Annotated in this window: 8 protein-coding genes and 1 pseudogene; 7 read left to right on the plus strand and 2 right to left on the minus strand. The window is 73.0% G+C overall.

Going from position 1 to position 11,701, the window contains the following annotated elements; genetic code table 11:
- The first annotated feature begins 22 nt into the window (after positions 1-22).
- Entirely contained in the window at positions 23-1,924 is a 1,902-nt protein-coding gene (locus AC230_RS13515; protein ID WP_049716974.1) for an ABC transporter ATP-binding protein, read from the plus strand.
- Positions 1,925-2,396: 472 nt separating this feature from the next.
- Here AC230_RS13515 and AC230_RS13520 read toward each other — a convergent pair.
- Positions 2,397-3,219 (minus strand): annotated as a pseudogene (locus tag AC230_RS13520) (alpha/beta fold hydrolase).
- Between the two features lie 175 nt (positions 3,220-3,394).
- Between AC230_RS13520 and AC230_RS13525 the strand changes: the two are divergent.
- From AC230_RS13525 to AC230_RS13545, 5 genes are all read left to right on the plus strand, one after another.
- Positions 3,395-4,183 (plus strand): response regulator transcription factor, encoded by a 789-nt coding sequence (locus tag AC230_RS13525; protein ID WP_049716431.1) that lies wholly within the window; start codon positions 3,395-3,397, stop codon positions 4,181-4,183.
- 24 nt (positions 4,184-4,207) lie between these two features.
- A complete protein-coding gene (locus tag AC230_RS13530) occupies positions 4,208-5,230 on the plus strand; it encodes a LacI family DNA-binding transcriptional regulator (RefSeq protein ID WP_049716432.1) in 1,023 nt (340 codons plus the stop codon).
- Positions 5,231-5,343: 113 nt separating this feature from the next.
- Complete coding sequence (locus tag AC230_RS13535; RefSeq protein ID WP_049716433.1) at positions 5,344-6,441, plus strand: S1C family serine protease; 1,098 nt, start codon at positions 5,344-5,346, stop codon at positions 6,439-6,441.
- A 72-nt stretch (positions 6,442-6,513) separates the two neighbouring features.
- The gene (locus AC230_RS13540) at positions 6,514-7,230 is read left to right on the plus strand and encodes a response regulator transcription factor (RefSeq protein ID WP_049716434.1); all 717 of its coding nucleotides are present in this window, start codon (positions 6,514-6,516) and stop codon (positions 7,228-7,230) included.
- A complete protein-coding gene (locus tag AC230_RS13545; RefSeq protein WP_049716435.1) occupies positions 7,227-8,651 on the plus strand; it encodes a sensor histidine kinase in 1,425 nt (474 codons plus the stop codon). Before AC230_RS13540 ends, AC230_RS13545 begins: the two co-directional genes overlap by 4 nt.
- Before the next feature lie 33 nt (positions 8,652-8,684).
- Here the strand turns inward: AC230_RS13545 and AC230_RS13550 are convergent, their stop codons facing one another.
- A complete protein-coding gene (locus AC230_RS13550; RefSeq protein ID WP_049716436.1) occupies positions 8,685-10,502 on the minus strand; it encodes a bifunctional metallophosphatase/5'-nucleotidase in 1,818 nt (605 codons plus the stop codon).
- Positions 10,503-10,763: 261 nt separating this feature from the next.
- Between AC230_RS13550 and mshD the strand changes: the two genes are divergently transcribed.
- A complete protein-coding gene (mshD, locus tag AC230_RS13555; protein ID WP_049716437.1) occupies positions 10,764-11,681 on the plus strand; it encodes a mycothiol synthase in 918 nt (305 codons plus the stop codon).
- Positions 11,682-11,701: the final 20 nt, after the last annotated feature.

Here is an 11,701-nt window from a genome sequence, read left to right on the forward strand (position 1 = left end):
GGCCACCGGCATCATGCGCCACATGGGCGGCCAGCCCACCGAGAAGTCCATGGACTTCAAGGGCTCCAGCCGCCGGCTGTTCGCCCGGATGCGGCCGGAGAAGGCCAGAGTCGCGACCGTGCTGCTGCTCGGCGTGGCCAGTGTGGCGCTCACCGTCGTCGGCCCCAAGGTCCTCGGCCACGCCACGGACCTGATCTTCTCCGGGGTCATCGGCGCGCAGATGCCCGCCGGCACCTCCCGCGAGCAGGCCCTGGAGGGGCTGCGGCACTCCGGTCACGGCAACGTCGCCGACGTCCTGTCCGGCGTCGACTTCACCCCCGGCCAGGGCATCGACTTCGACGCGGTCGGCACCGTGCTGCTGTGGGTGCTGCTGATCTACGTGGGCGCCTCCCTCTTCAGCTTCCTCCAGGGGCGGGTCGTCACCACGGCCATCCAGCGCACCGTCTTCCGGCTGCGGCAGGACGTCGAGGAGAAGCTCGGCCGGCTGCCGCTGAGCTACTTCGACAAGCAGCAGCGCGGCGAGGTCCTCTCCCGGGCCACCAACGACATCGACAACATCGCGCAGACCCTCCAGCAGACGCTCAGCCAGATCATGGCGTCCGTCCTGACCATCGTCGGCGTGCTCGCCATGATGTTCTGGATCTCCTGGCTGCTGGCCCTGGTCGCGCTCGTCACCGTGCCCGTCTCGGTGTTGGTCGCCACCGCCGTCGGCAAGCGCGCGCAGCCGCAGTTCGTCGCCCAGTGGGCCTCGACGGGCAAGCTCAACGCGCACATCGAGGAGATGTACACCGGGCACTCGCTGGTCAAGGTCTTCGGCCGGCAGCAGGAGTCCGCCGAGATCTTCCGCCGGGAGAACGAGGAGCTCTACCGGGCCGGTTTCAAGGCCCAGTTCATATCCGGGCTCATCCAGCCCGCGATGATGTTCATCGGCAACCTCAACTACGTGCTCGTCGCCGTCGTCGGCGGACTGCGCGTCGCGAGCGGGTCGTTGTCGATCGGTGACGTCCAGGCGTTCATCCAGTACTCGCGCCAGTTCAGCCAGCCGCTGACGCAGGTGGCCTCCATGGCCAACCTCGTCCAGTCCGGCGTCGCCTCCGCCGAGCGCGTCTTCGAACTCCTCGACGCGGACGAGCAGTCGGCGGAGCCGGCGGACGCGCGGGCGCTCGGGCCGGTGCGCGGCGAGGTCTCCTTCGAGAAGGTGTCCTTCCGCTACGACGCCGACAAGCCGCTGATCGACGACCTGACGCTGACCGTCCGGCCCGGCCAGACGGTCGCCATCGTCGGGCCGACGGGGGCCGGCAAGACCACCCTGGTCAATCTGCTCATGCGCTTCTACGAGGTCGGGGGCGGGCGCATCACGCTGGACGGGGTCGACATCGCGTCCCTGTCCCGTGAGGAACTCCGTTCCCACATGGGCATGGTCCTCCAGGACACGTGGCTCTTCGGCGGGACGATCGCGGAGAACATCGCGTACGGGGCGGAGGGCGCCTCGATGGAGCGGATCGTCGCGGCGGCCAAGGCCACGCACGTCGACCGCTTCGTCCGCACCCTGCCCGACGGGTACGACACCGTCATCGACGACGAGGGGTCCAACGTCTCCGTCGGTGAGAAGCAGCTGATCACGATCGCCCGGGCGTTCCTCACGGAGCCCGAGATCCTGATCCTGGACGAGGCGACGAGCTCCGTCGACACGCGGACCGAGGTCCTCATCCAGCAGGCGATGGCCCAACTGCGCTCCGGCCGCACGAGTTTCGTCATCGCGCACCGTCTGTCCACCATCCGCGACGCGGACGTCATCCTCGTGATGGAGTCCGGCCGGATCGTCGAGCAGGGCGATCACGAATCGCTCCTCGCCTCCGGCGGTGCCTACGCGCGCCTCTACGCGGCGCAGTTCGCGCAGCCGGTGGTGGCGGAGGGGGCGTAGGGGCGTAGGGCCCGTGCCGGTGAGGGGGTTTTGCCCCAGCACCGCCCTTTCACCGTTTCTTCCGGGGCGAGCCCCGGGTTCCTCCGGGGCAGGCCCCGACCCCCGACCGCGCTCCGCGCGGTGAGCGGGGGCTCCGCCCCCTGCACCCCGGGCGGGGCTGCGCGCCTGCGCCCTGCTGGGGGGCGGGGGCCGGCACTCTCGCGCCGTGCTCTGCTCGGGGGGGGCGGGAGTTGCGCTCCCTGCGCCCTCGGGTGGGGCTGCGCCCAGTGATCCCCGGGCTGGGCTGCACGCCTGCCCCCCCGCCGGGGGCCGCGCCCCCAGTCTCCTCTCCGGGGCTCCGCCCCGGACCCCGCAACCCCGCGCTCCGCGCGGGGAGCCTGCGGACGAGCGCGGCGCAGCCGCGTTGCCCCGCGCGGTAGTGCGGCAGGAACGGAGTGAGGGGGCCCCTCGGGGGAGGGGCCGGGGGGCAGGTCTACCCCGCCGCCCATCGGGCGATCCGTTCCAGCAGGGCGGCTTCCGCCGCTCCCTCCGCATGGCCGAAGCCCCGTTCGATCCACAGCTCTGCGGTGGGGGCGGCCGTGGCGAGGGATCGGGGGTGGTCGAGGGGGAAGTACGCGTCCCGGTCGCCGTGGACGATGAGCAGTGGGCGGGGGGCGATGCGTGCCGCTGCTGCCACGGGGGGAGAGGGGGACCGGGTCCCAGGGGGTGGCGTGGACGCGGGTGCGGAGGCCGAGCCGGGTGGCGAGGCGGCCGGAGGGGCGGGTCACGGCCCAGTGGAGGCGTCGCATGGGAGCGGTTCCGCGGTAGAACCAGCGGGCGGGCGAGCTGACGGACACGACGGCGTCCGCGTGTGCTCCCGTGCGCCCCGCGTGCTCCGGAACGGGCCCGGGTACGTACAGGCCGCCGTGCCGCAGCACCACCGATCCGCCCATGGAGAACCCCACGGTGGCCACCCGCCGGTGCCCCAGCGAGCGGGCCCACCGTACGGCCGCGGCCAGGTCGAGGACCTCGCGGTCGCCGACGGTGGAGCGGCCGCCGGAGCGGCCGTGGCCCCGGAAGGAGAAGGTGACGACGGCCGCGTGCCGGGCGAGGACCGCGGCCGCGCGCCGCAGGGCGGGCCGGTCGAGGGAGCCGCCGAAGCCGTGGGCCACCACGAGGACGGAGTCCCCCGGGCCGGGCCGGTAGGACGCCTCGAGCCGCACCCCGTCCGCCGTCAAGAGGACGATGCGATGACCACCCGAAGTGATCGACGAAACACAAGGTCGGGCAAAGTCGCCGGGGCCCGGGGAAGTCATGTGGGTTATTCTGCTGCGCAGAGAGGATCCGGGCAGAGCCGCCCCCGGGTCCTTTTGTGCATTCGGGCACCCGTACTCTCCCCCGCATCCGTGGCGGGGACCGAGGAGGAACCGACGTCATGGGCGAGCGAAGCGAGCACGCGAAAGGTACGAACCGGGACGGCGGTGACCGCCGATGAGCTCCTTGCTGCTGCTGACGAACGCCCTCCAGCCCTCCGCCGAGGTACTGCCCGCGCTCGGACTGCTGCTGCACAGCGTGCGCGTGGCCCCGGCCGAGGGCCCGGCCCTGGTGGACGTGCCGGGGGCCGACGTCATACTGATCGACGGCCGGCGGGGCCTCCCGCACGTCCGCAGCCTGTGCCAGCTGCTGCGCTCGACCGGCCCGGGCTGCCCGCTGATCCTGGTGGTCACCGAGGGCGGGCTGGCGGCCGTCACCGCGGACTGGGGCGTGGACGACGTCCTCCTCGACACCGCGGGCCCGGCCGAGGTGGAGGCGCGGCTGCGGCTGGCGATGGGCCGGCAGCAGATCTCGGCGGACGACAGCCCGATGGAGATCCGCACCGGTGACCTCTCCGTGGACGAGGCGACGTACAGCGCCAAGCTCAAGGGCCGGGTGCTGGACCTCACCTTCAAGGAGTTCGAGCTGCTGAAGTACCTGGCGCAGCACCCGGGGCGGGTGTTCACCCGGGCCCAGCTGCTCCAGGAGGTCTGGGGCTACGACTACTTCGGCGGCACCCGCACCGTGGACGTCCACGTGCGGCGGCTGCGGGCGAAGCTGGGGCCCGAGCACGAGTCCTTGATCGGCACTGTCCGGAACGTCGGCTACCGCTTCGTCCTCCCGGAAAAGCCGGAGAAGCCGGAGAAATCTGAGAAGCCGGACCCGGCCGACCCGCCCGCGGCCCCGGCCGCGGTCGCCGCCCCCGAGCCCGCGCGGACGAAGAGCGCTCGACCGGCCAAACGGTAGGTGGACCCGCGTAGACTGCCCGCCGTGGCCAAGGTGACGCGGGACGATGTGGCGAGGCTGGCGGGGACATCCACCGCGGTGGTCAGCTACGTCATCAACAATGGACCGCGCCCGGTGGCACCGGCGACGCGGGAGCGGGTGCTGGCCGCGATCAAGGAGCTGGGCTACCGGCCGGACCGGGTCGCCCAGGCCATGGCCTCCCGCCGCACGGACCTCATAGGCCTGATCGTCCCGGACGCGCGGCAGCCGTTCTTCGCGGAGATGGCGCACGCGGTCGAACAGGCCGCGGCGGAGCGCGGCAAGATGGTCCTCGTCGGCAACTCCGACTACCTCGACGAGCGCGAAGTCCACTATCTGCGGGCCTTCCTGGGCATGCGGGTCTCCGGGCTGATCCTCATCAGCCAGGGCCCCAGCGAGCACGCCGCCCTGGAGATCGACGCGTGGGACGCCCGCGTCGTGCTGATGCACCGCCGCCCCGACGCGATCGACGACGTCGCGGTGGTGACGGACGACGTCGGCGGCGCCCAGCTCGCCACCCGCCACCTCCTGGAGCACGGCCACCCCTATGTCGCCTGCCTCGGCGGCCTGGAGCACACCCCCGCCGTCGGCGACCCCGTCACCGACCACGTCGAGGGCTGGCGCCGGGCCATGCGCGAGGCCGGCCGGCCCACCGAGGGCCGCCTCTTCCAGGCCCCCTACAACCGGTACGACGCCTACCGGGTCGCCCTGGAGCTGCTGGCCGGCCCCGACCGGCCGCCGGCCATCGTCTGCGCCACCGACGACCAGGCCATCGGCGTCCTGCGGGCCGCGCGGGAGCTGCGCATCGACATCCCCGGCGAGCTGGCCGTGGCCGGCTTCGACGACGTCAAGGAGGCGGCCCTCACGGATCCGCCGCTGACGACGGTGTCGTCGGACCGGCAGGCGATGGCCCGCTCGGCGGTGGATCTCGTCCTGGACGACGGGCTGCGGTTCACCGGAACGCGGCGGGAGCGGCTGAAGCAGTTCCCCTCGGCGCTGGTGGTGCGGCGCTCCTGCGGCTGCGGCTGAACCGCCGCGCGTCAGGGCCGCCCGCGCAGCGCGCTCGAGCGGCGCAGCGCTTCTGGCGCCCTTCTCAGCCCTCGCTCAGACTGTTCTCATGAACCGGGAGGACAGTCGTAGACATGACGACGGAGAACCCCCGCCACGGCGGCCCCCAGCACCCTGACCAGCCCGTCCACGCCTGGCCGAGCCCCCCGCCGCACCCGCCGCAGGCCCCGGTGAGCACCCCGGAGGGCGCCACCGTGTGGCCGGGAGGCGGCGGCCACGGCGGGGACGGCGGCCACGGCCCCTACCCGTACGCCGGCTTCGCCGCGGCCCCCGTCCCGGCCCCCGCCCCCGGGGAGCGCCGCAGGCCCCGCCGCGCCGGCGCCCTCGTCGCCGCCTGCGCGCTCGTCGCGGCCCTGGTGGGCGGCGGCTCGGCGGCCCTGGTGGGCGGGCTGACCGGGAAGGACGGCGGCGGCAGCGGGCAGAGCACCCAGGTGCAGAACGCCTCCGTCAAGAGCGGCGGGGTCAGCGCCGTCGCCCAGGCCGTCAGCCCCAGCATCGTGGAGATCAAGGCGAACACCGACGGCGGCCGCTCCACCGGCTCCGGCGTGATCATCAGCGCGGACGGCGAGGTCGTCACCAACAACCACGTCGTCGCGGGCGCCGACACCGTCCAGGTCACCCTGAACGACGGCAGCACGAAGACGGCCAAGGTCGTCGGCACCGACCCCGGCAAGGACCTCGCGCTGATAAAGATCCAGGGCGCCTCCGGCCTCAAGGCCGCCAAGCTGGGCGACTCCGGCAAGCTGAAGGTCGGCGACCAGGTCGTGGCCATCGGCTCCCCCGAGGGCCTCACCGGCACCGTCACCAGCGGCATCGTCTCCGCCCTCAACCGCGAGGTCACCGTCCCCAAGGAGTCCGGCGGCGGCAGCCGGCAGCCGCAGCGCCAGTGGCCGTTCGAGTTCGGCGGCAACCAGTACAACGGCGACACCGGCTCGTCCCGCACCACCTACAAGGCGATCCAGACCGACGCCTCCCTCAACCCCGGCAACTCCGGCGGCGCCCTCATCAACATGAACGGCGAGATCATCGGCATCAACTCGGCCATGTTCGCCCCGGGTTCGGGCGGCGGCTCCTCCGACACCGCCGGCAGCGTCGGCCTCGGCTTCGCCATCCCGGTCAACGACGTGAAGGCCGACCTCGCCTCGCTGCGCGCGGGCGGCAGCGGCGACTGAGCGCGTGACCGACCGCATGCGAAGCTGGGGATCAGCAGCCGTTCGCCGAGCACCAGCACACGAGGTACGCCGATGAGCCCCGCCGACCCCGCCCGCATCCTGGTCGTGGACGACGAACCCGCCGTCCGCGAGGCCCTCCGCCGCAGCCTCGCCTTCGAGGGCTACGCCACGGAGCTCGCCGTCGACGGCCTGGACGCGGTCGAGAAGACGGCGGCCTACGACCCCGAACTGATCGTCCTCGACGTGCTGATGCCCCGCATGGACGGCCTCACCGCCGCCCGCCGGCTGCGCGCCTCCGGCGTCACCACCCCCATCCTCATGCTCACCGCCCGCGACACCGTCGGCGACCGCGTCACCGGCCTCGACGCCGGCGCGGACGACTACCTCGTCAAGCCCTTCGAGCTCGACGAACTCCTCGCCCGCATCCGCGCCCTGCTGCGCCGCAGCTCGTACGCCGCCGCCACGGCGCCCGCCGAGGAGCCGCCCACCCTCGCCTTCGCCGACCTGCGGATGGACCCCGTGACCCGGGAGGTCACCCGCGGCGACCGCAAGGTCGAGCTCACCCGCACCGAGTTCACCCTCCTCGAACTCTTCCTCCACCACCCCCGCCAGGTGCTCACCCGCGAGCAGATCCTCAAGCAGGTCTGGGGCTTCGACTTCGAGCCGTCCTCCAACTCCCTGGACGTGTACGTGATGTACCTGCGGCGCAAGACCGAGGCGGGTGGCGAGCCCCGGCTGGTGCACACCGTGCGCGGGGTCGGCTACGTCCTGCGGGCGGACGGCGAATGATCGAGCGCTTCCGCCGGCTGCCGCTGCGCTCCCGGCTCGCCCTGCTGACGGCCGCCGCCGTCGCGGTCGCCGTCGCCGTGGCGGCGGGCGCCTGCTGGATCCTCACCGGACAGCAGCTGGAGGAGCAGCGGGACACCGCGCTCACCAACCAGAGCGTCGGCACCGACGGCGTCACCCAGCTCCTGCGGAACTGCGGCACCCAGGTGCCCAAGGAGCTGGTCTACCCCACCCCGTACACCGTCCAGGTCGTCACGTCCGACGGCGTGGTCTGCACCCAGGTGGGCAAGTCGCCGATCGACGTCGGCCCGGCCGATCTCGCGGTGGCCGACCGGCAGGCGGCCGACGCGCTGCACGACGCGCGCACCAGGGACGGCACGGAGATGCGCGTCGCCACCAGCCAGGGGCCCGGCGGCACCGCCGTGATGATCGCCCAGCCCACGGGCGACATCGACAAGCCGATGAACGCGCTGGCGCTCGTCCTCGTCGTCACCGCCGGCATCGGCGTCCTCGGCGCCGCCGCCATCGGCCTGGTCGTCGCCCGCGCCGCGCTGCGCCCGGTGGACCAGCTCACCGACGCCGCCGAGCACATCGCCCGCACCGAGGACCTGGCCGTGCGCATCCCCGTGGAGGGCGAGGACGAAATCGCCCGCCTCTCCCGCTCGTTCAACTCCATGACGGCGGCGCTGGCCTCCTCCCGCGACCGGCAGCAGCAGCTCATCGCCGACGCCGGGCACGAACTGCGCACCCCGCTCACCTCGCTGCGCACCAACATCGACCTGCTCGTCCGCAGCGAGGAGTCCGGGCGGGCGATCCCGCCGGAGGACCGCAAGGAGCTGCTCGGCAGCGTCAAGGCGCAGATGACCGAACTGGCCGGTCTCATCGGCGACCTGCAGGAGCTGTCCCGCCCGGACGGGGCGCCGGGCGCCGGTCCGGCGCAGGTGATCGGCCTGCACGAGACGGTCGAACGCGCCCTGGCGCGGGCGAGGTTGCGCGCCGCCGGGCTCACGCTGGAGGTGGTGGAGCTGGAGCCCTGGTACGTCCGGGCCGAGGCGCCCGCCCTGGAGCGGGCGGTGGTCAACCTCCTCGACAACGCGGTCAAGTTCAGCCCGCCCGGCGGCACGGTGGAGATCCGCCTCGCCGCCGGCGAGCTGACCGTCCGCGACCACGGCCCCGGTATCCCGGCCGACGAACTCCCGCACGTCTTCGACCGTTTCTGGCGTTCGCCGTCCGCCCGCAGCCTCCCCGGCAGCGGCCTCGGCCTGTCGATCGTGGCCCGCACCGCGCGCCGGGCGGGCGGCGAGGTGGCGCTGCGCCCGGCGGAGGGCGGCGGCACGGTGGCGGTGCTGCGGCTGCCGGGGGCGCCGGTGGAGCCGCCGGCGCTGCCGGACGGGCCGGGGACGGCCGAGGGCCCGCGCTCGTGACGGGCGCGGGCCCTCGGGAGGAGACCGGGAGGGTTACTTCACGATGGTGATGCGGTCGGCCTTCGGCGGGGCCAGGGGGGCGTCCTTCTTGGCGTGCGCGCCGAGGTAGGCGAGGAAGACGTCCAGGTCGGAGGCGCCGTTGGCCTTGTTCTTGGCCTCGGTGAAGGCGGGGAAGCCGTCACCGCCGCCCATCAGGAAGACGTTGGCGGCGACGCGGTAGGTCTTCGCCGGGTCGATCGGCCGGCCGTCGAGCCTGACCGAGGAGGTGACGACGCGGTCGGCGCCGGACTTCGTCAGGTCCAGGGTGTAGGTCAGGCCCTTGCTGATCTGGAGGATCTTGGGCTGGGAGCCGTTGACCGGGCCGCTGACCTGCTGCTTGAGGACGGAGATGACCTGGGCGCCGGTCAGGTCGGCGGTCTGCATCAGGTTGGTGAACGGCTGGACGGTGAAGGCCTCGCCGTAGGTGACGACGCCGTCGCCCTCGTCGCCGGACGCCTTGTACGCGAGGTCGGAGCGGACGCCGCCGGCGTTCATGAAGGCGATCTGGGCGCCGCCCTTGTCGGCGGGGGCGAGCGCCTCCAGCTGGGCGTCGGCGAGGACGTCGCCGAGCGGCTTCTCGTAGGCGTCGGAGCCGCGGCCGTTGATGTCGGCGGTGATGTAGCCGACGGGACGGTTGGCGACCGGGGCGGCGAGCTTCTTCCAGCGGTCGATGAGGGCGGTCATGTCCGCGGCCTTGGGCCGGTCGTGGTCCACGACGTGGTTGGCGGCGCGGGCGTGCTGGACCGGCGTGCGGACGAAGTCCTTCGTGCGGCGGTCGTACGTGAGCGTGGTGTCGGTGTAGAGGCGGCCGAAGGAGGCGGCGGAGGTCACCGTGCGGGGGTTGCCGGCCGGGTCCGGGATGGTGCAGTTGTACGCCTGGTGGGTGTGGCCCGTGATGAGGGCGTCCACCTTGGGCGAGACCTTCTTGGCGATGTCCACGATCGGGCCGGAGATGCCGGCGCCGGCGCCCGGGGTGTCGCAGTCGTAGTTGTAGGAGCCGGAGGCGGGCATGCCGCCCTCGTGGACGAGGGTGACGATGGCCTTGACGCCCTTGCGGTCCAGCTCGTCCGCGTACTTGTTGATCGTCTCGACCTCGCCGGCGAACTTCAGGCCCTTGACGCCCTCGGCGGTGACGACGCCGGGGGTGTCCTTGAGCGTCAGGCCGATGATGCCGACCTTGACGCCCTTGTGGCGCCAGATCGTGTAGGGCTTGAGGAGCTGCTTGCCGGTCTTCTCCTCGGTGACGTTCGCGGCGAGGTAGGGGAAGTCGGCGCCGCGGAACTTCTTGGCCTTGCCGAAGATGCCCTTCTCGAAGCAGCCGTCCTTCGGGTGGCAGCCGCCGTGCTGCATGCGCCGCAGCTCGTCCTTGCCCTCGTCGAACTCGTGGTTGCCGACCGAAGTGGCGTCCAGCTTCAGCTTGTTGAGGGCCTCGATGGTCGGCTCGTCGTGGAAGAGGCCGGACACCAGCGGGCTGGCGCCGATCATGTCGCCGGCCGCCGCGGTGATCGAGTACTCGTGTCCCCTGCGGGCCGAGCGCAGCGCGCTGGCCAGGTACTCCATGCCGCCGGCGGCTATGACCTTCTTCGAGCCGTCCGGCTGGTCCTCGGTGACGGTGCCGGAGGAGCCCTGCGGGGCCTCCAGGTTGCCGTGCAGGTCGTTGAAGGACAGCAGCTGGACGTCGACCGTCCGGTGGCCGTGGTGGAAGATCGCCGCCCCGGCGGGGGCGGCGGTGAGGACACCGGCGGTGGCGGCGAGGACGGCCGTCGTGGCCAGTCGTTTCGCGAGGCGCTTCCGTGGCGGCGTCGCGTGCATGAGTACCCCTTAGTACGTCTACGGAGGTGTCGGGTGGAGGTGACGGCGGAAGCCTATGGTCAACGCGCGTAGCGCCGCAGCGGGCCCCGGGGGGCGAAATGGTGGCCCTTGGGTGATCTTGCCCCGTGAGTGTTGTCCCGGGCTTGTCCAGAGCGGGCGGGAAAAATGGCCGAAAATCGTCGGTTGTCGACCGGAAGCCGAGGGGTTCGTCCGGGGGCGGCCACTCCTCCGGGCCGGCGGGGCGCGGCATAGGCTCGGCTCATGACTGACGAGCTGAAGGACGCGGGCGGACGGCGGATCGAGGTACTCGACGAGCTGGCGCCCGAGCTGGTGCGGGAGGTGCTGGACCTGATCGCCGCCGCGGCGGCCGAGGACGGCCAGCAGGCCGTCTCGGAGCAGGGCCGGCTGCAACTGCGGGGCCGCAGGCCGGGCGTGCGGCACGTACTGCTGCGCGAGGACGGCGGGCTCGTGGGGTACGGGCAGCTGGAGGACACCGACCCGGTGGAGGCGCCGGCCGGCGAGCTGGTGGTGCACCCCGCGCACCGGGGGCGCGGCCACGGCCGCGCGCTGGGCGGCGCGCTGCTCCAGGAGTCCGGCAAGCGGCTGCGGGTCTGGGCGCACGGCGGCCACCCGGCCGCGCGCCACCTGGCGCAGGTGCTGGGGATGAGCCTGTTCCGCGAACTGCGGCAGATGCGCAGGCCGTTGGCCGGCCTGGAGTCGGGGGAGCCGCGCTTTCCCGAGGGGGTGACCGTGCGGACCTTCCGGCCCGGCGAGGACGACGCGGCCTGGCTGGCCGTGAACGCCGAGGCGTTCGCCCACCACCCCGAGCAGGGTTCGCTGACCCAGCGGGACCTCGACGACCGCAAGGGCGAGGACTGGTTCGACCCGGAGGGCTTCTTCCTCGCCGAGCGCGCGGGGGAGATCGTCGGCTTCCACTGGACGAAGGTGCACGCCGCGGAGGGGCTCGGGGAGGTGTACGTCCTCGGTGTCCGCCCGGGCGCCCAGGGCGGCGGCCTCGGCCGGGCGCTGACCACCGTCGGTCTGCGCCACCTCGCCGCGCGCGGCCTGCCCACCGCGATGCTCTACGTGGACGCGGACAACGCCCCGGCGGTCGCGGTCTACGAGCGGCTGGGCTTCACCGTCCACGAGACGGACCTGATGTACCGGACGGAGAGCTGAGCCCCGCACGGCCGAGTTGA

It is taken from the genome of Streptomyces caatingaensis (genome assembly GCF_001187435.1).
In the GTDB taxonomy this organism is placed as follows: domain Bacteria; phylum Actinomycetota; class Actinomycetes; order Streptomycetales; family Streptomycetaceae; genus Streptomyces; species Streptomyces caatingaensis.

Coding starts and splice junctions, on each gene's coding strand:
- AC230_RS13515 (WP_049716974.1), top strand. CDS start 23: ATGGGCGGCCAGCCCACCGAGAAGTCCATGGACTTCAAGGGCTCCAGC.
- AC230_RS13525 (WP_049716431.1), top strand. CDS start 3,395: ATGAGCTCCTTGCTGCTGCTGACGAACGCCCTCCAGCCCTCCGCCGAG.
- AC230_RS13535 (WP_049716433.1), top strand. CDS start 5,344: ATGACGACGGAGAACCCCCGCCACGGCGGCCCCCAGCACCCTGACCAG.
- AC230_RS13540 (WP_049716434.1), top strand. CDS start 6,514: ATGAGCCCCGCCGACCCCGCCCGCATCCTGGTCGTGGACGACGAACCC.
- mshD (WP_049716437.1), top strand. CDS start 10,764: ATGACTGACGAGCTGAAGGACGCGGGCGGACGGCGGATCGAGGTACTC.
- AC230_RS13550 (WP_049716436.1), bottom strand. CDS start 10,502: ATGCACGCGACGCCGCCACGGAAGCGCCTCGCGAAACGACTGGCCACG.
- AC230_RS13545 (WP_049716435.1), top strand. CDS start 7,227: ATGATCGAGCGCTTCCGCCGGCTGCCGCTGCGCTCCCGGCTCGCCCTG.